Here is a 24,887-nt window from a genome sequence, read left to right on the forward strand (position 1 = left end):
GGTCACGCCCGCGACGGCGTCTGCCCGAAGGCGCGCTGGTAGTCGAAGGACAGCGGCTCGCAGGCGCCGTTCTGGATCGCCGTCAGCCGGTCAGGCGCCACCGGGTTGGAAAACTGGGCGTTCCGCATGACGATGCGGTGGCTGAGCTGTTGCTCGACCAGTTCTCCCAGCTGCGCCCACTCGGCGCTGGAGAGGCCGCCAACGGCGTCGTCCAGATGGGCGATGCCGCGCAGCATATGGCCAAACTCGTCGTTGAACACCACCGCGCACGCCCTGGCGATCATGCCGTCGACCCCCTCGCGCGCCGCCAGCTTCATGCCTTCCGAATAGAGCGTGCAATAGCCGCCCTCGGTAAAGCGCTGGGCGCGCAGACCGAGCGCGCCGTGATCGCGCCGGTGCTGGGCGCGCAACGCCTGCAGCCGGTCGTTTTCCGGCCAGGCGCCCAGGTCGCGCAGGGCCGCAGCGTCGGGCGTAGTGCCGGCCAGCGCCTCGAACACTTCGGCGAAGCCCTTGTAGTGGATGAATTCCTCGCGCAGCACATCGATTTCCTCGAGGAATTCGGACCGGCTATCCGGACCGGCAATGCCGTCGAAATTGTCCCGCGCCCAGTGCAGGCTGGGCAACGCGCCGTCGAGCAGTTCCTTGTACATCTGGCGCAGCAGCCACAAGCGGTCGGTCTCCACGGTGCGGATCGGCGAATCCCAGTAGGTTCTCGCCACCTCCGCCTCGGCGGCCCAGAGCCGCTCGCAGCGGTCGATAAGTGAAACGATATTCGGATTGATGGTCATTCGGCCGCAAGCCTTTCGGCGGTGATCAGGTAGTGGCCAGCGGTGTTCGGGACGGATGGACCGGTAACGCCGGCTGGTCCGTCCGGCGCGCTGCGCTCGAACCGGTCGAGCCGGAAACGGGCGTCCTCGAACAGGCCGCGCAGCCGGTCCGCCGACCGCACCGGCAGGGCCCGGAAGCGCCGCGCATGCTCGCGCGCCATGGCCACCACATCAAGGCCGGCGGCGGCGGGCGGCAACAAGGCCGGCGCCAGCTCGGCCACCCGCGCAACGAACGCCTCCGCCTCAGCGTCGGAAAAGCTCACGATGTCGCCGGGATAGTCGTCGCGCACCCGCTGGACGGTAACCACGCGGCCGCCGGGCCGCAGCACGCGCGCCCATTGCCGCACCAGCCTCTGGCGGTCGTCGGCATCGAAATTCCCCATGAACGCATGCGTATAGACCGCGTCGAAGGCGGCTTCGGGAAGCGGGTCGAGCACATCCTGGTGCAGGGTCTCGAGATGCAGACCGTGCCGCTGGGCATACCATTCGCAGATTCGCAGCGGTGTGGCGCAGCGGTCGAGCACCACATAGGTCAGCGGCGCATCCGACGGATCGCGCGAGTCGGCAATCAGCTTCAGCATGGCATAATCGGCCGAGCCGGTGACCAGCACCCTCCGGAACGACGGATCGTGCCGGGACCGGGCCAGTTCGGCCGCGTAATGGGCGGCATTGACGCCCGACGTGGACATCAGGCCGAGCATCCTCAGCGTCTGCCAGGCGCCGTGGTACCAGGCGCAGCTTTCCGTGCGGGCGTCGTGCTGGCACAGGCCGGGCGCCCAGCCATGTGCGAGAAGCGCTGATTCCAGCAATTCCACATCCGCCGCGGACATGCCGGCGCGGGCCGGGACCGATGCCGTGCTCATGCGCCCACCATGCACATGAACTCGTGGAACTTGCCGTTGGGTCCCTTGGGAATCTCGCCCTCCACCTGCTCGATGACCACGTCGAACGGATGCCTGAGCCGTTCGCGTACCAGCGTCGTGATCCAGGTCCGCTCATCCCCGGTCAGCGGATGATCGGCGACCACCTTCATCTCCAGGCGGTCCAGGCTGGTCTGGATGATCTGGTACTGCTTGACCAGCCGGGTCGCCTGCGGATCCCGCATGCCGAATTGCGGCCAGAAGCGGCTGCCGTCGCGCAGCTGCATGAGATTGCGCTCGCGGCCAACGATGCGCTTGAGCACCGGCAGGGTGCGCTTGCAGGCGCAGGGCTCGCCCACTTCGGCATAGTCCCGGATTTCGTAGCGCAGCATGGCGGTCGCGAAATTGGCGAAGTCGGTAATCACGACCCGGCCAATTTCTCCCGGCTGGCAAGGCCGTCCCTGGTCGTCGAGCACCTCGACGACAAGAGCCTCGGCTGTGCAATGGTAGTTGCCGTGGGGACACTGGGCGGCGATCGGCCCCATCTCCTCGGAACTGTATTCGTCGAAAAGCGGCACGTCCCAGCGGGCCTGGATGTCCGCCCGCAGATCGTCGGACAGGGTTTCGCCGATGGTCATCACGCATTCCAGTCCGGCCGGCCTTGTCGGCGCGTTGTCGACCAGGGCGCGCAGGTTCGACGGATAGGTCAGCAAATAGGCCGGCTTGTACCGGTCAAGGAACTCCAGTTGCCCGCTCACCGGCACATTGATCGGCAGGCCGATCGCGGGGCCGGTATGAAACAGCGCCGACAGGTGGGCGCCCCAGCCCCGATATCGCAAGGGATTGTCGACGGTCCCCGTCTTGATGCTGGCGCGGATCGCGGCAAAGCTCTTCCGGATGTCGAGACCGCGCCATCCCAGGCTGCGCATGGTCGCCGCGCCGCGCAGCGAGAAACACGCCGCCGTACAACGCACCGCCACCGGCTGGCCGGTGGAGCCGGATGTGCGCAGGACCTTTACCGTGCCGTGGTCCTTCGGCGGTTCGCAGTAGATGCCGTCGCCGCTGCCCTGCATGTCGGCCCGGGTCAGCACCGGCAGCGTGCCAAGCACATCGAACGCCGTACGCTGATCGATCTCGCGTCCCTGCAGCCTGGGCCCGAAGAAGGCGCTGGTCGCGGCGGCATGGCGCAGCCGCAGCGCCAGCTGCGCTGCCTGCAGGCGGCGCAGCCGCTCGGGTTTCATCCACTGGCTGCGCTCCAGCTGGCTCAGATAGGCAAAAGCCTGCGCCTGCTTCGGGTCGATGACTGCCGGCCAGACCAGCGATTGAGAATGGGACCTTAGCAACCCTTACCCCTCGATTTCCCGGAAACTCTACATGGTTTCCGGGATTTGCGACATTGCCGAGGCGGCTTGCTGGTGGTCAGTCCGGAAACGTGAACGGCCGAACCGATTCGAACGCCCGCGCGGCGCGCAGGATCAGCGCGTCGGCGCTCCACGGACCGACCAGTTGCAGGCCGATGGGCAGGCCCGCCCGGGTAAAGCCGCAGGGCACGCTGGCCGCCGGCTGGCCGGAGATGTTGAAGGGGAAGGTGAACGGCGTCCAGGTGCGCTTGTAGGCCTCGCCCTCGGGGCCATAGATGCCCCGCCCGGCCTTGAACGGCGGTACCGGCGTGACCGGACACAGCAGCAGGTCGAAATCCTGATGGAACCGCGCCATGCGCTCGGCCAGCGCGCCCCGGTCCGCCATGGCCTGGTAATGCCGCAGGATGGGTTGCAGCGCGCCCTTTTGCGCCGAACGCACCAGGAACGGATCGCTGGCGGCGAGCGCCTCCTCGCTTGCATTCTCCAGGTAGCGGGCGCTCATCGGCTGCCAGAAGGCGAGAAAGGTCGAAAGCTGGTTGTCAAAGCCCGGATCGGCCTCGACCACCTCGGCACCCAGCGCCCGGAAGGTCTCCGCCGCGCCCTTCAGCGCCTCGGTCACCTCCGGATCGAACGGGATCAGCCGGGTTCCGTCCCAGAACGCGATCCGCAGGCCCTTGACCCCGTCCTCGAGGCCGGCCGCGAAATCGGCGTCGGCCGGCAAGGCGAGCGGGTCGCGGATGTCGGGCCGGGTGATGACGTTCAGCATCAGCGCCGCGTCCGCGACCGTCCGGGTGATCGGACCGGCCTGCGAGATCAGCGCCGAGACGCTGCCCGGATTGTGCGGCACCCGGTTCTGGGTGGGCTTCAGCCCGAACACGCCGCAGAACGCCGCCGGGATGCGGACCGAGCCGCCCGCATCGGTGCCCACATGGAGGGCGCCCATGCCCAGCGCACAGGCCGCCGCCGCGCCGCCCGACGAGCCGCCCGGCGTCTTGTCCTGGTCCCAGGGATTGCGGGTGACGCCGTGGAGCGCGCTGTCGGTCACGCCCTTCCAGCAGAATTCGGGCGTGGCGGTCTTGCCCAGGATGATGCCGCCGGCCTCGCGCAGCCGGGCGGTGAGCGGCGCGTCACGCTCGGCCCGGTGCGAGGCTGGAATGACCGGCGATGAATTGCGGCTGGGCCAGCCCTTGACGTCGATGTGCTCCTTGATCGAGACCGGCACGCCGTCGAGCGGCCCCTTCGGCTTGCATTTGCTCCAGCGCGCCTCGGACTTGCCGGCCTCCTTCAGCGCGCCTTCCCGATCGAGCAGGATGAAGGCGTTCACACCCTCGTTCCGGGCGTCGATGCGCTCGAACACCGCCTGCGCCACCTCGACCGGCGACAGCGTTCCAGCCTTGTAGCGGGCGGCAAGTTCGGTCGCGGAAAGCTGGACAAGGTCGGTCATGGCGTCCTCCTCAGAAGCCCAGCGGCTGGCCGTCGTCGATACGAACGCCCGTGCCGGTCATGAAGTCGCTGGCCTCGGAGGCCAGCAGCAGCAGCAGGCCATTGAGGTCGGTATCCTTGCCGATACGGCGCATGGGCCATGCCTTGATGTCCTTCTGGCCGGCCTCGCTGTCGTAATATTCGCTGTTGATGTCGGTGCGGATATAGCCCGGATTCATGGCGTTCACCTTGATGCCATAGCGCGCCCATTCCAGCGCCATCACCTGGGTCATCATCTGCACCGCGGCCTTGGACATGCAATAGGTGATGCCGCCCTTCAGCTCCACATAGGAGTGCATCGACGCCACGTTGATGATCCGGCCCGGCGCGCCGCGGTCGATCATCCGCTTGGCCACTTCCTGGCTCAGGAAGAACGGCGCCCGCAGATTGGTGTCCATCACCTGATCGTACTCGGTCTGTCCGATCTTCTGGCTCGCGCCCATGATGGTGATGCCCGAATTGTTCACCAGGCACCAGATCGGCCCCACCTTCTCCTCGGCCTCGGCGATGGCGGCGGCGCCCGCCGGCAGGTCGGTGACGTCGAAGGCGATCGGCCAGGCGAAACCGCCGGCGTCGTTGATTTCCTTCGCCAATGCCTCCAGCCGTTCCTTGCGGCGGCCGGTGATCACCACCTTCGCCCCCGCCTCAGCCAGGCACAGGGCGAATTGCCGGCCAAGGCCGCTGGTGGTGCCGGTGATGAAGCAGACCTTTCCGGTCAGGTCGAAATTGGGCAGCGCCATGGAATATCCCCGTCTTGTGTCATGAGCGGCCGGACGCTATTGCCCCGGCCCGTCAGCGTCAAGCAATCGCACCCGGAAGCCCTCGGCGGACAGCGCGCCGACAATCGCCTTCAGATGGTTTGGATCGCGCGCCTCGATAACCACCCCCAGATCGGTCTCCTTGGCCTGGGTGTGCGAGAAGGTACGGTTGTGCTGCACCTCCAGGATGTTGCCGCCCGCCTCGCCGATGGTGCCCGCCACCACCGCGAGCACGCCGGGCCGGTCCGGAATGTCGATGCGCAGCCGGGCGATGCGGCCCTGATGCACCAGGTCGCGCATCAGCACCGAGGCAAGCAGCCGCGTATCGATATTGCCGCCCGACAGCACCACGCCCACCTTGCGGCCGCGGAATCGTTCCGGCTCGGCCAGGATACCGGCCAGCGCCGCCGCCCCCGCGCCCTCGGCCACGGTCTTTTCGATGGCGATGTAGAGCGCGATGGCCTGCTCCAGCTGGCCTTCGTCGGCCAGCACGATCCCGTCGACCTTGTCGCGGATGATCGGCAGGGCGAGCGAGCCCGGCCGCTTCACCGCGATGCCTTCGGCGATGGTGCCGGTGAACGGCGCCGGCGCGCGGCCGCGCAATGCGTCGTCCATGCTGGGGCAACGCTGCGCCTGGACGCCGATCACCTCGATGTCCGGCCGGATCGCCTTTGCGGCCGTCGCCATGCCGGCGATCAGGCCGCCGCCGCCGATCGGCACCACCAGCACATCCAGGTCCGGCTGCGCCGCCAGCATTTCCAGCGCGATCGTGCCCTGGCCGGCGATGACCGCCGGATCGTCGTAGGGATGCACCAGCACCAGCTGCTGTTCCCCGGCCAGCCGGCGCGCTTCCACCTCGGAATCCGACAGGGTGGCGCCTTCCAGCACGACGACGGCGCCATGCGCCCTTGTGGCGGCGACCTTCACCTCGGGCGTGTCGCCCGGCATGACGATGGTGGCGGCGATGCCCAGCCGGCTGGCGTGATAGGCGACGGCCTGGGCGTGATTGCCCGCCGACATGGCGACCACACCCGCCTTCCGTTGCCCGGGCGTCAGGCTCAACAGCCGGTTCAGCGCGCCGCGTTCCTTGAACGAGGCGGTGAATTGCAGGTTTTCGAACTTGATGAAAAGTTCGGCCCCGGTGACCGCCGACAGGGTCACCGAATGGTGAAACGGCGTCTCCGGCACGGCGCCGCGAATCGCGTCAGCCGCCTTCTGGATATCTGCTAACATCATCGCCGAATCACCAGAAGCGCCGCGCGACGAAGCGAAGGAGCCGGTTCAGCACTCATTCGGGGACAGATCATGGATTTTGAGTTTAGCGACAAAGTGAAGCAATTGCAGGAGCGCGTTGCATCGTTCATCTACGAACATGTGGTGCCTGCCGAAAAGGTCTATGCCCAGCAGACCGAGGACGGCGGCCGCTGGTGCGTGCCGGCGGTGATGGAAGAGTTGAAGGCCAAGGCCAAGGAGGCCGGCCTATGGAACATGTTCCTGCCGGAATCGCGCAAGGGCTTCGGCCTGTCGAACCTGGAATATGCGCCGATCGCCGAGCTGCTGGGGCATTCGGGCCTGGCGTCGGAAACATTCAATTGCTCGGCGCCCGACACCGGTAACATGGAGATCCTCGAACGCTATGGTTCAGAGGAGATCAAGGCCAGGTGGCTGCAGCCGCTGCTCGACGGCGAGATCCGCTCGGCCTTCGCCATGACCGAGCCGCTGGTCGCCTCCTCGGACGCCACCAATATCGAATCGAGCATCGTCCGCGACGGTGACGATTACGTCATCAACGGTCGGAAATGGTGGACGTCGGGCATCATGGACCCGCGCTGCAAGGTGCTGATCTTCATGGGCAAGACCAATCCCGACGCGCCGAAGCACCAGCAGCAGTCGCAGATCGTCATCCCGCGCGATACGCCCGGCATCACCATCCAGCGCTGGCTGCCCGTGTTCGGCTATGACGACGCGCCACACGGCCACGGCGAGGTGCTGTTCGAGGACGTGCGCGTGCCGGTCTCCAACATCCTGCTGGGCGAGGGCCGCGGCTTCGAGATCGCCCAGGCGCGGCTGGGGCCGGGACGCATCCATCATTGCATGCGCTCGATCGGCACCGCCGAGCGGGCGCTGGAGCTGATGTGCGCCCGCGCCGACGACCGAGTCGCCTTCGGCTCGAGGCTGTCGGACAAGGGCGTGGTCGAGGAGCAGATCGCCAACAGCCGCATCGAGATCGAGCAGGCCCGCCTGCTGGTGTTCAAGGCGGCCTGGATGATGGACAAATACGGCAACAAGGTCGCGCGCAGCGAAATCGCCCAGATCAAGGTGGCGGTGCCCAATATGTGCATGAAAGTGCTCGACCGGGCGATCCAGATCCATGGCGGCGGCGGCGTCTCGTCCGACTTCCCGCTGGCCCGCGCCTTCGCCGGACAGCGCACCCTGCGGCTTGCCGACGGTCCCGACGAGGTCCACCGCCGGACCGTGGCGAAGGTCGAGCTGAAAAAACAGCGCGAGAAGCGCGAAAGGCTGCACAATATCGCCGCGGAATGACTATATTCAGACTATCCACAACCCTCAACTTCACGCGGGCCCCTGCGGCCCGCGTTTTCTTGTCCGGTGCCGGTCATCCACGGACGGCCGGCGGCCGTAACAATTCCGTTCCCTAACCGCGCCGAAACGGAGGGCGGGCCATGACCGGAATATTCGCCGCCACCGCGATCTCCATCTGGATCGCCATGACCGTGCTGTGGCTGGTCAGCCTGGCGCGGCGCGACGCCAGCATCGCCGACGCCTTCTGGGGGCCGGGTTTCGCCCTCGTCGTTGCCGTCACGCTGGCCATGACGGCATTGCCCACCAGCCACGCATTGCTGCTCGCGGCCATGACGGCGCTGTGGTCGCTGCGCCTGGGGTTTCATCTGCTGCGCCGGAACCTGCGCCATGGCGAGGACCGGCGCTACCGCGCCATGCGCGAGTCGGGCGGCGCCCGCTGGCCGCTGCGCAGCTATGTCACCGTATTCCTGCTGCAGGGCGCGCTGATGTGGCTGATCTCGCTGCCCTTGCAGCTCGGCATCGGCCTGTCGCCGGCCGGCGCCCTGTCCCATCCGCTGACCGCGTTGGGCGCGGCCCTGTTCCTGGCCGGGTTCATTTTCGAGGCCGTGGCCGATGCACAGCTGTGGCGGTTCAGGCAAGACCCCGCCAATGCAGGCCGGGTGATGGACAAGGGCCTGTGGCGCTTCAGCAGGCACCCCAATTATTTTGGCGAGACCTGTGTGTGGTGGGGCCTGTGGCTCGCCGCCTGTCCGTCGCCCTGGGTCGCCCTGACCGTCTGCAGTCCGGTACTGGTTACCGTGCTGCTGACCCGTGTATCGGGCGTACCGCTGGCCGAGCGGCATATGCGCGGCCACCGTCCCGGCTACCGGACCTATATCAAGCGCACCAGCAGCTTCATTCCCTGGCCGCCGAGTAACCGAACCATATAAGCGTACATAGCGGTAGCTTCAACCTGGCTTTGATAGACGTCGCCAACCAACAATTGTTGCAATCCTCATCATGGCAAGTAACAGCGGCAGATGAACCACAAAAATAATCTCTCGAAAGCCAAAATCACCATCAGATAAAGCCTTCCATTGATAAAAGATATATAAGGAGAAGGTTCCAAATCCGCTGCAGAACGCCATGAGCATCAAATTGCTCAAAAACCTTTCTGGAGATACTTGCGAGCTAATTGTCAGCCGATAAAGAATCGGATCTTTGTAACACGCAATCGCTAGAAGAGATATTAGACCAGTAAACACACTAATTACTGCAATAGTAAGCCTATGATCCGGCCCCACAGTTAGCCACAGGACCTGTCCTGCCCATATAGCAAGCCAACACAGGCTCCGGACCAACAGTTCCCCGTCACTGTCGTAGTGTTCGTGAGGCATCACACACACTCCCCTAGAGTGGTAACTTCTATCCCCCCGTTTTCGCCCCCTGTTCGCCATATATCAGGCATGTCGTACCGGTTGCAATACAAATCCCACATTTGCTTAAAATGATCGGATTAACCACAAAGAAAAGGGGCAGCAGTGCTGCCCCTTTTTTTTGAGATCACTCTTTTAGTTCACCTAAGTATTCGCCCACCCACAGCTGCGGCTGATACGACACCGATGCAAGATACAATCAACTCCATTGATACACCGTTGTGAATGAAGTCGGTCGCCACATAGCAGAGAGAAATTACCACCGATGTAGCGAAGGCGGCAGTTACTGGGAAATAAGACTTCGTCTCTCTAAGGGCTCTCATAGCAACCTCCCAAAAGACAAGGGGAGCACCAGTTGAAGGTGCTCCCCTATCCCTATCAACTTGACATCTAGATCCTAGAAGTGGAACCGGGCGCCGCCGCTGATGACGTGTTCGCTGAAGCTTCCGCCCAGTTCACCCGAGTAATCCAGGTAGAGGCTGAAGCTCTCGGACACCTTGCCGGTGACACCGGCGCCGAAGATGACCGTGGTCTGACGCGGCACCTGGCCGAAGACGGTGAAGTCCGTACCCGGGGCACCCTGGAAGCCAGAGGTGATCGGGCGGAGATCGTCTTCGAACTCGTTGGCGACACCGGCCCTGACGTAGGGCATCCAACCGCCGCCGTTACCCGACATGAACGTCTTGGACAGACGCAGCTGGGCGGTACCGCGGAGGCTTTCGACCGACTGCTGATCCACGTTCAGGAGGATCGGGCCGAAATTGCCGACACCGGTCTCGGAGAACGCGTCCTGCTTCACCTTCACGTAGGACAGGGCCAGTTCAGGCGACAGTTTCCAACCCGAGTCACCCAGGTCGAAGCTGTAGCCACCCTTACCGTAGAAGTAGGTGATATCGCCGTCGTAATCCGCGGTGGCAACCTGCGAAACCTGCATGCCGGTGCCGCTGCCGAAGGCGATGTTGCGGATGCTCTCGATGTTCATGTCACCGATACCGCCGCCGATGTTCAGGAACCAGCTTTCGGTGAAGTAGCTGGCGTAGCCACCCACCTGCCAGCTGTCCACGTCACCTTCCTTGGTGCCGTTCCGGGAGTCGACGTCAGAGTTGCTGAAGCCGCCCAGGATACCGATGAGGAGGTTGGGGTTGATCAGGTAGTCGAAGCCGGCGTAGCCCGTCAGCGTCTGGTACTTGTACTCCAGCCAGCCCTCATTGCTGCCATCGTCGACGTCGGCGTTGCCCCACGAACCGGCGAGCCAGAAGCTGGCGCGCTTGTCACTGGCGCTGGAGCCGACCACCGAGTCATCACCCACGTTCATCACGACGCGGTTCGACTGACCACCCGAGAAGCCCTGGGCTTCGATGGTCCGGATGTAAGCCTGCTGCTCGGCGCCACGGGCGATCGAGAAGCCGACTTCGTTGAAGGCGTTGTACCACTCGGGGTGCAGCGCATCCAGGGCAGCCGGGATGTCTCCGTCGAGGCCGACCGAGGCGATGATGCAGTGCAGGAGGTCTTCGTTCAGGCCGTACTGGGTGAGCGAGTCGATGTACTCACCAGTGGCGATCTGATTGATGGTCGTGCCCTTGGGGCCGAAATCCGGGATCGAGATGATCCGGACCCGATCCGGCAGGTACTGCAGGTAGGCCTTCAGCAGCTGGACACGGACTTCCTCGTTCTCGGCGGTATCCGGATCGTCGTAGCGGACGACCACGGCGCCGTCGTTCGGGCCACCGTCGAAGCCGAGCGTCTCGAACTTACCGGTCACACCGCCTTCAGCGACGATGACGTCCCAAACCTTGGTGTCCTTCGAGAAGTCGGCGTTGTGCTTGGCGATGCCGTCCGCGTCCACGTCGGCGATGCCGTCGGGGATGTTGTAGAGCGGGTTCGGAATCTGCGGGCAGCTGTCCGCGCCATCCGGGTCATCGCCGCAACCCGTCGGACCCGACGGATCGTCGATCAGCGGCGACTGGCTGTTGTCGACCAGGTCGACGAACTCGCCATCGAGGCGGATATCCAGGCGACCGTCGATCGAGGCATTGCCATCGAGCACGGTGGACTGGGTGTAGGCGACGCCGTCCGGCACGCCGTCAGGGCCACCTTCGCCGGCCACGATGATGTCGGTCTTGATGATGTCTTCACCGTCGATCTCGACGTCGAAGTCGTTGACGCCGTCGCCGGCCTCGTCATCGGTGATCGTGCCTTCATCGTCCTGGGTGACCAGATCCACCGGACCCGGGCCCACGATGTCGAAGGTCGAACCGGTGAAGGCGGTCGTCACGCCGGTCTTCTTGACCAGCAGCTGATCGCCTTCGCCGCTGTCCTTCAGGTCGGCCTGGAACTGGCTGCCCCAGTTGGTGACGACTTCACGCGAATTCTGCAGCGTGAAGGCGGTGCCGCCTTCCGACTCGTCCTGCTCGGTTTCCGGATCGTCGGCCACGGCCACCTTGAACTGGGTCATGGCAGTCTCACGGCCGTCCATGGTCACGTTGCCGAACACGGTCAGCGTGCCGATGCGGGTGATTTCATCGCCCGGGGCCAGCGTCGCATAACGCGGGCTGTCGGTGGTGAAATCGAAGGCGGACGGGCCGGTTTCCTCGATGAAGCCAACCGGCAGTGCGATATCCGGATAGAGCTTGTCGGCACTGTCGATCGTGTAGAGCAGGTCGACCTTGGTCGGATCGTCTTCCTCATCCTCGGCCGGGACGAACTTGAAGTCCGGCGTGCCGTCGCCCTTGGTGGCGTCGGTGATCTCACCGGTGTCCAGGTCCTGCGTAACCAGGTCGCCCGTCGACACACCCACGATCAGCGCACCGCGAGCTTCGCCCGGGGTGTACTGCTCCAGGATGTTGTCTTCATTGACGCCCACATAGGTGGTCTTGTCACCCTGGACAGCGCCGGTGAGGTTGACACCGCCGTTGCCGCCATTGGCGCCCGGGTTGGTCACGATGGTGCCGTGACCGCCCAGAGTGCCGCCGGACAGAACATCGACGACCGGCGAGGTCAGCACTGCCGTGCTCATCACGTCCAGCTTGACGTTGTCATACTGCAGGCTGGTCTTGACGTCCTTGCCGCCGACATCGACGAACTCGAAGTCTTCGACGCCGTCACCCTTGGTGTCGTCGATGACTTTGCCATCGGCGTCCTGGGTCACCCTGTCGCCGGGGGCCAGGAAGGTCACCGGCTCGGTCGCGCCGATATTCAGGCGGCCATTGTCGACAACCGTACCCAAGGTGCCGTCGATGTAACCGACTTCGTCATCGGTCACGCCGTCGCCGTCAGTGTCGATGTCACCCGAGGTCCAGCGGTTCACGCCATCGATCGTGACGTTGCCGTTCAGGCTCCAGGTACCGTTCGGGAACGGCTGGTTCTCGAGCACCGGCTGTACCGCGACGGACACGTTGCCGTAGTACAGGTCGTCCTCGGTGATCCGGTCGTTGACGTAGAGCACTTCGGCCTCGGTGATGTCGCCGGCATGGGCCTGGTAGCCTTCGCCGAACAGGATCACCGCATCGACACCCACGTCGACATCCTTGGTCGAGACAAAGCCAACGGCGGTGCCGCCCTTGGATTCATCGACGTCCTTGGTGGCCGGATCGTCGGGAACGAAGCCCAGCACTTCCGTGGTCTCGATGGTCTGGCCCAGATCGGCGTCGCCGTTCAGGGTCGAGCCGATTTCCATGGCCAGCACGTCGTCACCCGCCTGGGTGGCGATGTCGCCGTTGATCGTCCCGCCCGCGAAGTTGGCGATGTACTCGTTGCCTTCACCGCCCAGGATCGCAAAGCGGTTGGTGAGTTGCACCGACGGTGCGGTCTCGTCCTCTTCGGTCTCCGGATCGTCGACCACGGCTGCCGAGAACTCGTTCGCGCCCTCGATCAGGCCCCAGTTGTAGATGAACACGTCGAGGCCAGGACCACCGTTGCTGGTGTCGATGGCCGCGACCGGATCGGCATCCTCGCCATTGATCAGGTCGAGGTTGACGGCCGTTTCTTCAGCCTCCTCTTCCGGCGTCGGCAGAACGCCCGGACCCGTCGCCTCGATGCGGCCGACGTTATCGATCTGGACGGTGTTGCCGTAATAGTAACTGCCATCTTCGTAGAGGTAACCCGCCTCGCTGCCGACGATCACGCCGGTCGCGCCGTTGAAGATGTAGGTGTCATCCTCGCCGGAATAGTTGGTGCCGTCGGTGATGCCGGTATTGGCGCCGCTGATCGTGCCGTAGTTGATGATCTCGTTGTAGGAGGCGGTGGTGTAGATGCCGTCACCCTTGGTGCCGGTGATGTTCGAGCCCTCGCCGTTGTAGACGTCAAGCTCAGCGCCGCCGACCTCGATACCGTCATCCGCGCCAACGATGGAGCCGGTCTGATAGCCGTCCTCGCCGTAATAGCCCGAATAGTTATTGATCGAGGTCCAGTACGAGCTGCCGTCGAGGTTCGACCGGATACCGTCACGGTTCTGGCCAACGATCGATCCACCATAATTATCGACGGTCAGGTTGCCGTAATAATTGTCGATGCCTTCCCAGTAGCCCTGGATCAGGCCTTCGTTGGCGATGGAGTTATTCGTACCGCTGTTGATGTCGATGCCGTCGCCTTCGAGGCCGATGATCGATCCTTCATTGTCATTCTGGACCGAGTTCCTGTCGCCATCGATCTCGATGCCTTCGTCTTCACCGGTGATGGACCCGTTGTTGTAGACGGTGTTGTCCTCGCCATTGATGTCGACGCCGTCGTCGTTGTAGCCGCGGACAGTGCTGTAGTTGTTCAGCGTGTTGTCTTCACCGTTGAAGCTGACACCGTCATCGTTACCCAGGATCGAGCCCCAGTTGTAGATGAGGTCGTCATCACCAGTCGACCGGATACCATTGTCGAATTCACCTTCGATGGTACCGCTGTTGTAGACGTACTGGTTGCCGCCGCTCATCTCGACGCCGTCGCTCTGGCCATAAACCGAGTTGTAGTTGTAGAGGTCGTTAGAGCCCGACTCGAAGTCGACACCGTCGTCGCCGCCCTCGATCAGCCCCTCGTTGTCGATCGTGTTCGATGAGCCGGTGAGGACATGCACGCCGTCCTCGTTGGTGCCGACGATGCTGTTGGTGTTGTCGACGTAGTTGGCGGAACCACTGATCTCGATACCAGTCTGACCGCCCTTCACGGAGCCGGCATTGGACACGAAGTTGCCGTAGGCAGATCCACTCGAGCCCAACTGAATGCCATCGTCGGTGATGCCGATGATCTCGCTGCCACTCTCGTTGGTGATGGTGTTGTAGTCCTGAAGGGCCACCACGCCATCCTGCTGACCCTGGATGTGGTTGCTGTTGGTCAGGTCGTTCCAGTCGTCCACCAGGTAGACGCCGATGCCGCCGCCATTGGTCGCGTCAATGGTGCCGGAGTTGTCGATGACGTTGTAGTCGGTGGCCTGGATGCCGACGTTGCCGGCGTCGATGTTGCCGGCGTTGGTTACCGTGTTCGTGTAATCGGCGTAGATGCCGACATTGACCGCGTCGATATCGGCGCCGGCCTCGTTGGTGACGGTATTGAAGTCAGCCACGTCGATGCCGTCAAAGGCGTCGATATCGGCACCGGCGCTGTTGGTGATGGTGTTCTTGCTGTCGGCGAAGATACCAGCACCGTCACTGTTCTTGTCGGCGTCGGCTTCGATCAGACCGTTGTTGACGATAACGTTGTCGTCCCCGGCTTCGATACCGTTGTCGTCGGCGTGGATCGACAGGAAGCCATTGTTCTCGACATAGTTGTTGTCACCAACGTCGATGCCGTCGTCGCCGGCATTGATGGTGCCGTTGTTGATGACCGTATTGTCGTCTTCGACCTGAATGCCGTCGTTTTCAGCGGTGATGGTGCCGTCATTGGTGACGTCGTTCTTGTCACCGCCAACGATGCCGTTCCAGCCGGTGATCGTGCCGTTGTTCTCGACCGTGTTGTCGTCGGTTACCGAGATGCCGTTGCCATCATTGTTGTCGTCCACATCGGCATTGATCGTGCCGTTGTTGATGATGGTGAAGAAGCCGCTGTCGGCCACGATGCCGTCATCGTCGGCATTGATCGTGCCCAGCCAGACAAGCGATTCGTAGGCATTGACCAGGCCGCCATATTCGAACTCGATGCCGTCGTCGCCGGCGATGATGCTGGTGCCGGCATTGTGCTGGAAGGTGTTGCCGTCCTCGTCCACCAGGATGCCATCGGCACCCGCGGTGATTTCGACATCCCGCACATCGACGTTGTTGTCCGTCCCGCTGTCGAACCAGACACCGTTCAGGCCGGCGTCGATCGAGGTCGTCACATCGACTTCGTTCTGGTCGCCGTTGATCCTGATGCCGTTGCCGTTGGTCGACGAGATGGTGTCTGCGGTGACCGAGTTCTGGTCGCCGTTCAGGTCGACGCCGTCGCCGCCGGTGGTGCTGATCGCGCCGGTGGTGACGGTGTTCTGGTTGCCGTCGATGTCCACACCGTCGTCGCTGCCACCGGTGATGCTGGCGGACGAGACGGTGTTGCTGCCGCCGTTGATGGCAACGCCGAAGGTGGTGCCGCCGATATCGGTTTCCGCATCGACATCGTTGTTGTCACCCGCGATACCGAGGCCATAACCGCCCGAGCCGGCGATGCCGCCCGTGGTAGTTGTCAGCTCGTTGTCGTCACCGACGATGGTGGCACCGTTGACGGCGCCGGCCACGGAACCGCCCGTGACGCTGTTGTCGTCGCTGATGATGAGGACACCGTCGCCGCCGTTGCCGTTGATCAGGCCGCCGGCCGTGACGTCGTTCTCGCCGCCGCCGGAGATCACGACACCGTCGTGGCCGTCGATGCCGCCGACCGCCGAAACCGTCGCGCCGGTGCTGCCAACGATCTGGACGCCATCATTGTCGGCCGTGTTGCCGCCGTTGATGGAGCCGCCGCTGGTAACCGTGGCGTTGGAGGTGTTCAGGATCAGCGCGCCGGTGCCCGGACCGCTGATCGTGCCGCCCGCCGTGACGGAGTTGTTCGAGCCGCCATTGATCACGACGCCATCATCGTTCTGGCCGGTGATGGTGCCCGAGGCATTGACGGTGTTGTTGGAGCCGCCGCCCTGGATCTCGACGCCATCGTTGAAGCCCGAGATGTCGGTGCCCGACACGGTGTTGTTCGAGCCGCTGTCGATGGCGACGCCCTCGTCACCCTGACCGGTGATCGTGCTGGACGCGGTCACAATGTTGCCGGAACCGGCGATCACCACACCTTCCAGGCCGCCCTCGATGGTGGTGGCCGTGACGGTGTTGGTGTTGCCGGTGATGTCGACACCGTCCTCGTTGGCGCTGTCGATGGCGCCAGTGTCCACCGAGTTGGAGTTGCCGGTGATGTTCACGGCGTCGTTGGTGGCGCTGATCGAGGCGCTCGACACCGAGTTCGAGTTACCGGCGATGATCACGCCCGGGTCGCCGGTGATGGCGCCGGTCGCGGTCACGAGGTTGGTGTTGCCGGTGATGTCGACGCCGTCGCCGTTGAGGCCGGTGATGTCGCCGGAGACCGAGACCTTGTTGGTGTCGCCGTCGATAACCACGCCGTCGTCGTCACCCGAAACAGTGCCGCCCGAGGTGATGACGTTGCCGGAGCCGGTGATGTCGACACCATCACCCTGGTCGCCGTCGATGCCGCCGGCGCCGATGGTGAGGGTGTTGGTGTTGCCGTTGATGTCGACGCCATCCCAGTTGCCCTGGACGCCGCTTGCCGCGACGTTGTTGCTGTTACCGTCGATGTCGACGCCTTCGTCACCGTTGCCGGTGATCGCACCGGACGCGTCGATGTCGTTGCCGTCGCCGGCGATGGCCACGCCGCTCTCGCCGCCGGAGATCGTGGTCGCGTCGACCTCGTTGTTGTCACCGTCGACGTTGACGCCGTCCAGGCCGCCACCGATCGAACCACCGTCGACCGAGTTGCCCGAGCCGTCGATTTCGACGCCATCGCCCTGCTCGCCAATAATGCCGTCCGCGGTGACGGTGTTGTTGGTACCGTCCAGGTTAACACCATCATTGGTGCCCGTGATCGAATTGACGGCCGTAACACTGTTGTTGTTGCCATCGACGGTCACGCCGCTGCCGAAGCCGCCGAAGTCGTTGTCGGCGCCGAAGATGCCGTCACCCGTCGAGACCGAGTTGCTGTTACCCGAGATGACGACGCCGTCTTCGCCAGTGAAACTGCCGCCGGCAATGACATTATTGGAGTTGCCGACGATGGAAACGGCGGTGCCGGTGTCGTTGACGCCAAAATCCGCGTTGCCTTCGATAACCCCATCACCGGCATCGACATTGTTGGAATTGCCGGAGATCAGGACGCCGCCGTCGTCACCAACGATGCCGGTCGCGGCACCGACCTGGTTGCCGTTACCGCTGATCGACACACCCGATCCGGTTCCGGTGCCGACACTGCCGTCGATCGTCCCGCCGGCAGCGGTGACGATGTTGGCGCCGCCAATGATGGAGACGCCGCCCGAGCCGTTGATGCTGCCGGATGCGGTCACGACGTTGGAATTGCCGCCGATGTCGACACCCACGCCATCGCCGTCGATATCGGTGTTACCCTCGATGTTGCCCGCGGTGGCGCTGACGGAGTTGTTGTTGCCGTTCCCGATCACCACGCCGCCATCGGTGCCGCTGATGGTCGCGCCGGACACCACGTTGTTGCTGGAGTTGGTGATCAATACGCCGGGATCGCCGCTGATGGCGCCGGTGACGGTGACGTTGTTGCTGCCACCGCCAGCGATGTCGATGCCGTCGCCGCTATCGTTGTTGTCCGTGTCGCCGGTAACGTCGCCGCCGACGGTGATGACGTTGCCGGTGGCGCCGTCGAGGTAGATACCGTCATCTTCGCCGCCGACGTTGCCGTCGATGTCGACCGAGTTGGTGTTGCCGGAAATGTGGATACCGTCGTCGCCACCCTGCAGGTCGAGATCGTCGGAGGAGTCGAAGGTGTTGCTGTCGCCGTTGATCTGCAGCGCGTCGCCGGTGGTGCCGGACAGTTCGGCCACGCCGTTGACGCCGTCGCCTTCGTAGTCGACGTCGTTGTCGTCGCCGTCGAGCACGATGCCGTTATTGTCGCCATTGACGGTCACACCGTCGTCGATCTCGAGGCTGTTATCGTCCTCGAGGAAGATGCCGTCGCCGCCCAGGCCCGCGGTCGAGGTGACGGTGGTGGTGCCGCTCAGCTCGATGTCGTTGTCTTCGTTCGAGTAGATGCCGGCGCCCGAGCCACCTTCGATGGTGCCGCTGTAGCTGGCGAAATCGTTCTCTTCGTCATTCAGCGCAACGCCGTTGACGCCGCCTTTGATGTCGCCGGTGTTCTCGATGTAGTTCTGTTCGCCGTTGACCTGGATACCATCCTCGCCCGCGACGATCTCACCGTTGTTGTAGACTTCGTTGCCGAAGCTGAACGGACCCTTCTGGCCGCCCATGACGATGCCGTTGCCACCGTCCGAGGTGATCTCGCCGTCATTGGTGACCAGGTTGGAATGGCCGACATTGATGCCGTCGCCGCCGCCCACGCCGTCTTCGTCGGCGTGGATGATGTTGCGGTTCCAGATGTCGTTGTAGTTCTCGGCAACGATACCGTCGTCGTCGGCGTGAATCTCGCCGCCTTCGCCGTTGTAGATGATCTGCTCGCCGCCCGGGATGCCGAGGCCGCTCTGGGCGTCGATGCCGTCATCGGCGGCAATGATGGTGCCGTAGTTGCGGATCTGCTGCTGGTCGTAGTCCAGCTTGGTCAGACCATTGAGGGTCAGGCCGTCGGAATTGGCATGAATGCCGTCACCGCCGGCGCCGTTGTCCTGGTTCTCGTCGACGCCCGCCTCGTGGGTGGTGTTGTCGATGCGGTCGATGAAGGTGTCGCCGCGGGTGTCGATCAGGCCGGCGTTGATGACGGTGTTGCTTTCGCCGTCGATCTCGATGCCGTGGCTGTCGCCGTCGGCGTCAAGGCCCGTCGCGATGGTGCCGAAGTTGTCGATACGGTTGTTGGCATCGGCATGGATGCCGTCGCCGCCCGAAGCGCCCTCGCCCGGCAGACCGCCGGCGACGATCACGCCATCTTCACCATTGGTCACGTCGAAGTTGTCGTTGACCCTGATGCCGTGGCGCTGGGCCTCGATGGTGCCCTCGTTCTCGACCACTTCCGGATAGTCGCCGCTGAAAAGCGGAATGACGTTGAGCAGCTTCGCGTCGACATAGCCGAGGCCGTTGACGTCCCCGCCCGTTGAAGAGACATGGGCCGACTGGTCGCTGAACGCGTCGTCATTGTAGTTGTCGTAGTGAATGCCGTCGCGGCCCGCCACGATCAGCGAGTCGGCGTCGGACTGGTAGCCGGATTCACCAAAACCACCGCCGTCGCCATCGGCTTCGTCGGTGTGCAGGGTGGTGAAGCGCACGCCGTCCTCGCCGGCATAGATTTCGCCGCCCGAATTGTCGACATCGCTGTTGGTGTTGGACACCAGCACGCCCGTGCCACCGGCACGGATGATGCCTTCGTTGACCAGGTCGTTGCCGGTCCCGTCGGCATCGCCGATCAGGATCGGACCGCCGCCCGCCAGCGCGTCGAAGACGTTGGTGACGATGCTGTCGCCCAGCAGGCGCACGCCGTCGCCGCCGGCATTGACTTCGCCGCCGTCATTGATGGTCACGGTGTTGTCGTCGGCGCCGTCATCCTGGCCGTTGACGACGATGCCGTCGCGGCCGGCAATCACGTTGCCGCCGTCCTGGATCAGGACGCTGTTGTCGTCATTGTCCACATCGACGTTGCCGACGACGATGCCGTCGCGCTGGGCGTCGACCGTGCCACCATCGCCGATGGTGACCGAGTTGTCGTTTGTCGAGCCGGTGCCGCCGCCGATGGCGTCAGTCAGCGAGATACCGTCGCTGTTGGCGCCGTTGCCATAAACCGTGCCCGCGCCGCCTGCGCCGCCGATCAGGATGGTGTTGTCGTCATCGACGTTGATGCCGTCTTCCGGGTCGCCCGTGACGTCGGAACCGCCGTCGATGGTGATGATGTTGTTGTCATTCATCAGGATGCCCGGATCGCCGATAACTTTCGACGCGCCGGTGACATGGACATTGTTGTTGTCGTTGCCCTGGATACCGTCGCCGCCGCCGACGCCATCGGTGTCGCCCTGGACGGTCGATGCGCCATCGACCAGCAGGGTGCTGTTGCTGCCCAGGTCGATACCATCGTCCTTGCCCTGGATCGTCGCGCCTTCATCGATGGTGATGTCGGTGCCGTCGCTGGAGTCAAAGACGTGGATGCCGTCGGACGACCCCTGGCCAATACCCTGGACCGTGCCGGTGCCCTTGATCACGATGGTGTTGTTGTCGCCGTCCTTGCCGGTCTCGCCGACCTCGATGCCGTGCGATGTACCCTGGATGATGCCGCCGGTCTCGCTGAAGGTGACGTTGACATTGGCGTCATTGACACCGGGCGAGATGTCGATGCCGGCGCCGTCGCTGACCGACTTCGAGCCGCCCGTGACCGTGCCACTGCCGGTGTAGTTGAGCGTGGTGTCGCTGCTCTGGATGACGATACCGTCGTCGGTGTAACCGGTGATGCTGCCGTCATTGTCGACCGTCAGCGTGGCGCCGGTCGGACCATGATGCTGGATGCCGCGATCACCGCCGATGATCGCGCCCTTGTCGCTGTTGTTGACGGTCAGGTAACCCGAGGCATCGATACCGTCGTCGCCGGTGACCGCGCCGGTCGTGCCGCCCGAGATGATGTAGGCGGTGCCGCTGCCGGTGGAGCCGTTGTTGATGACGTTCGGGCTGCCGACTGTGCCGCCCTCGACAATGATGCCGTCATCGCCCGAGCCGCCGCCGCCGGCGATCAGGCCGGGCGTCGTCGCGCCGCCATTGCCGTTGTTGACGTTGGTGATCTCGTTACCGAAGCCGTCAATGCTGATACCGTTGCCGTTGACGCTGGTGATCGAACCACCGCCGATGGACGTGCCGCCACCGTTGAACACTTCGTTATTGTTGCCATCGATGTCGATGCCGTCGCCCCAGAAGCCCTGCACCTGGCCCGCATTGGTGCCGGAGAACTCGGTATTGAGAATGACCACGACGGTGCCGTCGGAGCCGTCGATGTCGATGCCGTCGCCGGTCGTGCCGATCGCCACGCCGTCGGCCACCACGACGATGTCCACACCGTCATAGCCGTCCGTGTCGTAGCCATCCGCGGTTGCGCCAGCGCCCACGCCGCAGGTTACGGTGTCATTGTTGGCGCCGGCGACAGAATCACCGCCGGTGCCGTCGGTGCAGGCCGCCAATGCGGAGTTGCTGCCCATGGAGAAGTTGGCGAAGGCGGTAAGCGCCACGCCCAACATGGCGCCGCGCGTGACGACACGCAGAAGCGGCTGAGCGCTCAGCGCGACTGCACGGCGCGATACGGAATTCAGCAGCGTGTTCTTTTCGTTGGAGAGATTCATCGATCTCGACTCCCTATTAAGCGGAAACAGCAGCAAAAGCGCCCTGAGCGGGCGCCGCGGATTGGAAAATCCCGGCCGGAAGGCCATGGCGCGTGACACAACACGACGCCCAAAGTTGAAACTTTCGGTGACAGATCAAGCAGATCGGCTCCTCATTACCCCTCCCGGAGGCCGTCCTAGCAGCGGAACGGATCCCTTACCCCACGGCGCCGAAGGCTTACGGGCCTTTCGGTCGACGATATTAATACGCTGCAGTAATGTCGCTTTGCAAGCCCTCGAAGGCTGGAATGCCAAAAATGTTATGAACTTAGCGGCGAATTTCCGGGGGTTAGCCCAAGATTTCGCCATAGTTTCGGGTATGAACGGTAACATGGTCCCGCGCAAGTGTGGCCATTATGCAACAGGGCGGGAGATTCGACATGGTCAAAAAACAGTCGGAAAGTGGAAAACCGGCGGAATCCGGGCATGGAGACGACAATAATGCGCTTGGCCGCATCGTTACTGCAGCGCATGGGGATGTCCTGCTGGTCGGCATCGACCGTCCCCGCAAGCTCAACGGCTTCACCAACAAGATGCTCGACGAGCTGTCGCGGGCCTATGCGGACTATGAGGCCGGCCCCTGGCGCTGCGCGGTCCTGCACAGCACGGGCAAGCATTTCACCGCCGGTCTGGACCTGCCGAATATCGACCGCGGCCGGCCGCTGTTCGACCGCTCGCTGCTCGATCCGGTCGGGTTGTATCCGCCGCTGCGGACCAAGCCGGTGATCGCGGCGGTGCGCGGCATTACCTTTACCATCGGATTCGAACTGGCCCTGGCGGCCGATTTCATCATCTGCGGCTCGGACGCGCGAATCGCACAGCTTGAGGTGAAGCGCGGTCTGATGCCCACATGTGGTGGCACACCGCGGATGATCGAGCGTGCCGGCTGGGGCAATGCCATGCGCTACCTGCTGACCGGCGACGAGATGAACGCGGCAACCGCGCTGCGCCTTGGCTTCGTCCAGGAAGTGGTCGATCCCGAGGCGGTGCTGCACCGCGCGCTGGTGCTGGCCCGCCGTATCGCGGAACAGGCGCCGCTTGCCGTCCAGGCGGTCATCGCCAACGGCCGCAAGGCGCATGTCGAGGGTTTCGACGCCGCTACCGCCGAGCTCGGCACCGCGAGCGGCCGGCTGCGGGACAGCGACGACGTCAAGGAAGGGGTGGCCTCGTTCGTGGAGCGGCGCAAGGCGCGGTTTACAGGACGCTAAACCTGCCTCAATCGGGCCCCAATGCGCCGTGGCGGCCGTGCCACAGATCGCCGGCTGGCCGCGGCCTCAATGAAATGACGGATTTGTTACTTGGCCGGCTTTCCGGCGCGAACGCGCCGGGCAGCGCACAGGTCGGAAAAAGCCCCGTCTCGCAGCCGGCCGAGCGCCGGGCCGCGAGACGGGGCCATGTCACGGGCGCCAGCCCTCAGGCGACGCCGAGCGCCTGATAGATCGGCAGGGTCCGCTCCAGCTGGGCCGTGGCCTCGCGCACGAATTCGGCCTTGTTCTCCGCCGGGTCGCTGATCGCGACGCCGTCGCGCGCCATGCGCTTGCCCTGGGCGTTGAATTGCTCGAAGGCGAAGTCGACGCATGCCTCGTTGGTCTTGAGGCCCTTCTGGCGGCCCAGCAGTACAAGCTGGCCGATGTTGTTGACATGCATGCCGCCGCCGGTGACCGGGCTGACCAGATAGTTCACCTGCCGGCCCGATGGCGCCATGGACAGGATCTTGTTGTTGAGCGCCTCGGTCTTGGGCCGCACCGCCTCGACTGTCTCGGGCGGATGGGCCGGAGACGCGTCGCCCTTGCCGATCAGCACGAGAGCGGCCTGCACGACCTGGTTGAAGGTCTTGCCGTCCGGCTTCAGGGCCGCCTCGATCTCGCCCAGCGTCTTGGGCTGGCCATCGGCCATGATATCGAGCACCGGCTTGTAGACGTCCTCGTTCAGCGTCGCCGCGCCGCGGAAGCCGCTGGCCTCGAGCTTGATGCCCTCGCGCGGCACGTTGAGTACCAGCCGCTCGTCGCGCAGCATGTCGAGTTGCTGCATGGACGACAGGCCGCGGCCGCCGCGCACCCAGTAGTCGCGGCGGAACTGCTGGTTGACCATGAAGTCGCGCGCCGTCTCGCGGAAGGTCGCGTCGGGAATGTTACGCAGCATGGTCTGCTGCTCGTCCGTCAGGTTGAGCGCGTCGATGTGTTCCCGGTAGGTCGCGGTGCAGGCGAAATTCAGCTTGGCCGACGACAGCATCTTCGAGATTTCCGAGAAGTACATCGGCACCCAGCACTCGTTCAGGTATTCGTGCGCCAGGTAGGAGCGGTCGTTGCTGCGGATGCCCTTGAGGCGCGCCGCCGCGTTCGGGTTGGCCTTGCCGTAGAGCGTGTTGGTGTTCATCAATGAGTCGGCGAAATCCAGCGCCGCGTCGACCCGGCTCTGGACACCCAGTCCGGCGGCCGACATGGTCGCCGCATGCTGGGTCAGCAGGTGGCGGATCGGCGCCACCGTGTTCCAGCCCGGATAGGTGTTGTAGCTGATGTAGCAGATGCCGCCGACCTTCAGCTTGCGGCGCAGGAAATCGACGATGTGCTGCATGTTGGATTCAGAGATCCAGCTCCAGATGCCATGCAGGCCGATGAAGTCGAAATCGGGCAGGTCGGACCGGTTGCAGAAGTCGGCGAACGCCTCGTCATACAGCTTGGCGCCGGTGCCCGCGGCGGCCATGTCCTGGGCGAAGGCCGCATGGGACGGGTTGAAGTCGGTGCCGTGCCACTCGGCGGTGCCGGCGGCGGCGTGCATGTTGGCGCTGATGCCGTGGCCGAAACCCAGCTCGCAGGCGGCGCCGATCGCTGGCGGCGCGTAGCCTGTCTTCAGCAGCGGCAGCCGCGCCCTCAGCGGATTCAGCTCGCTGTAATATCCGTAGGTGTAGCCGATTTCGACCAGATAGCCTTCAGCCCAATCAGACATGGGATTCCCCCTCTTGTTCCACTCGATCGCCGGGATTTGCCCACTCTGAGACCGATTGCCGCGCTCACGCGCGGCGTCAATGCCCGAGGCAATGGCGCAGCGCCCCTATTGGAAGGTTCCGCGCCGGAATATCAAGGGTTGTGTTGAGGGGAGGCCCGATATTTCTGCGTCATGTAGCCGCCCGGCACCGGCCCGGAGCCCCGTTCC

The 24,887-nt window shown here is 64.1% G+C and carries 12 protein-coding genes; 3 read left to right on the top strand and 9 right to left on the bottom strand.

From position 1 onward, the window contains the following. Window positions 1-2: 2 nt before the first annotated feature. From WJU21_RS05515 to WJU21_RS05540, 6 genes are all read right to left on the bottom strand, one after another. A complete protein-coding gene (locus WJU21_RS05515; protein WP_346322367.1) occupies window positions 3-788 on the bottom strand; it encodes a hypothetical protein in 786 nt (261 codons plus the stop codon). Next, window positions 785-1,690: a class I SAM-dependent methyltransferase gene (locus WJU21_RS05520; protein WP_346322368.1), complete on the bottom strand. Its 906-nt coding sequence runs from the start codon at window positions 1,688-1,690 to the stop codon at window positions 785-787. The genes WJU21_RS05515 and WJU21_RS05520 overlap by 4 nt, the downstream gene beginning before the upstream one ends. After that, window positions 1,687-3,030, bottom strand: a complete 1,344-nt coding sequence (locus WJU21_RS05525; RefSeq protein ID WP_346322369.1) for an AMP-binding protein — start codon at window positions 3,028-3,030, stop codon at window positions 1,687-1,689. The genes WJU21_RS05520 and WJU21_RS05525 overlap by 4 nt, the downstream gene beginning before the upstream one ends. Before the next feature lie 76 nt (window positions 3,031-3,106). Then, window positions 3,107-4,492 (bottom strand): amidase, encoded by a 1,386-nt coding sequence (locus WJU21_RS05530; protein WP_346322370.1) that lies wholly within the window; start codon window positions 4,490-4,492, stop codon window positions 3,107-3,109. A 10-nt stretch (window positions 4,493-4,502) separates the two neighbouring features. Next, complete coding sequence (locus WJU21_RS05535; protein ID WP_346322371.1) at window positions 4,503-5,270, bottom strand: SDR family NAD(P)-dependent oxidoreductase; 768 nt, start codon at window positions 5,268-5,270, stop codon at window positions 4,503-4,505. A 36-nt stretch (window positions 5,271-5,306) separates the two neighbouring features. Continuing rightward, a complete protein-coding gene (locus tag WJU21_RS05540; RefSeq protein ID WP_346322372.1) occupies window positions 5,307-6,524 on the bottom strand; it encodes a threonine ammonia-lyase in 1,218 nt (405 codons plus the stop codon). 69 nt (window positions 6,525-6,593) lie between these two features. Here WJU21_RS05540 and WJU21_RS05545 point away from each other — a divergent pair, with 69 nt between their 5' ends. Together WJU21_RS05545 and WJU21_RS05550 are read left to right on the top strand one after the other, a co-directional pair. Next, window positions 6,594-7,832 carry an acyl-CoA dehydrogenase family protein gene (locus tag WJU21_RS05545; protein ID WP_346322373.1) on the top strand — a complete coding sequence of 413 codons (1,239 nt, stop codon included), beginning with the start codon at window positions 6,594-6,596 and terminating at the stop codon, window positions 7,830-7,832. Between the two features lie 140 nt (window positions 7,833-7,972). Further along, on the top strand, window positions 7,973-8,761 hold the full coding sequence (locus tag WJU21_RS05550) for a DUF1295 domain-containing protein (protein WP_346322374.1): 789 nt from the start codon (window positions 7,973-7,975) through the stop codon (window positions 8,759-8,761). An 18-nt stretch (window positions 8,762-8,779) separates the two neighbouring features. Here WJU21_RS05550 and WJU21_RS05555 read toward each other — a convergent pair whose 3' ends face one another. Beyond that, a complete protein-coding gene (locus tag WJU21_RS05555) occupies window positions 8,780-9,208 on the bottom strand; it encodes a hypothetical protein (protein ID WP_346322375.1) in 429 nt (142 codons plus the stop codon). A 436-nt stretch (window positions 9,209-9,644) separates the two neighbouring features. Next, entirely contained in the window at window positions 9,645-21,695 is a 12,051-nt protein-coding gene (locus tag WJU21_RS05560) for a right-handed parallel beta-helix repeat-containing protein (protein WP_346322376.1), read from the bottom strand. 419 nt (window positions 21,696-22,114) lie between these two features. On the opposite strand from WJU21_RS05560, the gene WJU21_RS05565 reads away from it, so the two are divergent. After that, entirely contained in the window at window positions 22,115-22,942 is an 828-nt protein-coding gene (locus WJU21_RS05565; RefSeq protein ID WP_346322377.1) for a crotonase/enoyl-CoA hydratase family protein, read from the top strand. Between the two features lie 205 nt (window positions 22,943-23,147). Here WJU21_RS05565 and WJU21_RS05570 read toward each other — a convergent pair whose 3' ends face one another. Then, window positions 23,148-24,680, bottom strand: a complete 1,533-nt coding sequence (locus WJU21_RS05570; RefSeq protein ID WP_346322378.1) for a methyltransferase regulatory domain-containing protein — start codon at window positions 24,678-24,680, stop codon at window positions 23,148-23,150. Window positions 24,681-24,887: the final 207 nt, after the last annotated feature.

Source organism: Emcibacter sp. SYSU 3D8 (assembly GCF_039655875.1).
Lineage (GTDB): Bacteria > Pseudomonadota > Alphaproteobacteria > SMXS01 > SMXS01 > RI-34.

What these genes read in the sequence shown, in the direction of transcription:
- WJU21_RS05545 (WP_346322373.1), top strand. Translation starts at nt 6,594, where the DNA reads ATGGATTTTGAGTTTAGCGACAAAGTGAAGCAATTGCAGGAGCGCGTT.
- WJU21_RS05530 (WP_346322370.1), bottom strand. Translation starts at nt 4,492, where the DNA reads ATGACCGACCTTGTCCAGCTTTCCGCGACCGAACTTGCCGCCCGCTAC.
- WJU21_RS05555 (WP_346322375.1), bottom strand. Translation starts at nt 9,208, where the DNA reads ATGCCTCACGAACACTACGACAGTGACGGGGAACTGTTGGTCCGGAGC.
- WJU21_RS05560 (WP_346322376.1), bottom strand. Translation starts at nt 21,695, where the DNA reads ATGAATCTCTCCAACGAAAAGAACACGCTGCTGAATTCCGTATCGCGC.
- WJU21_RS05565 (WP_346322377.1), top strand. Translation starts at nt 22,115, where the DNA reads ATGGTCAAAAAACAGTCGGAAAGTGGAAAACCGGCGGAATCCGGGCAT.
- WJU21_RS05540 (WP_346322372.1), bottom strand. Translation starts at nt 6,524, where the DNA reads ATGATGTTAGCAGATATCCAGAAGGCGGCTGACGCGATTCGCGGCGCC.
- WJU21_RS05550 (WP_346322374.1), top strand. Translation starts at nt 7,973, where the DNA reads ATGACCGGAATATTCGCCGCCACCGCGATCTCCATCTGGATCGCCATG.
- WJU21_RS05570 (WP_346322378.1), bottom strand. Translation starts at nt 24,680, where the DNA reads ATGTCTGATTGGGCTGAAGGCTATCTGGTCGAAATCGGCTACACCTAC.
- WJU21_RS05520 (WP_346322368.1), bottom strand. Translation starts at nt 1,690, where the DNA reads ATGAGCACGGCATCGGTCCCGGCCCGCGCCGGCATGTCCGCGGCGGAT.
- WJU21_RS05535 (WP_346322371.1), bottom strand. Translation starts at nt 5,270, where the DNA reads ATGGCGCTGCCCAATTTCGACCTGACCGGAAAGGTCTGCTTCATCACC.
- WJU21_RS05515 (WP_346322367.1), bottom strand. Translation starts at nt 788, where the DNA reads ATGACCATCAATCCGAATATCGTTTCACTTATCGACCGCTGCGAGCGG.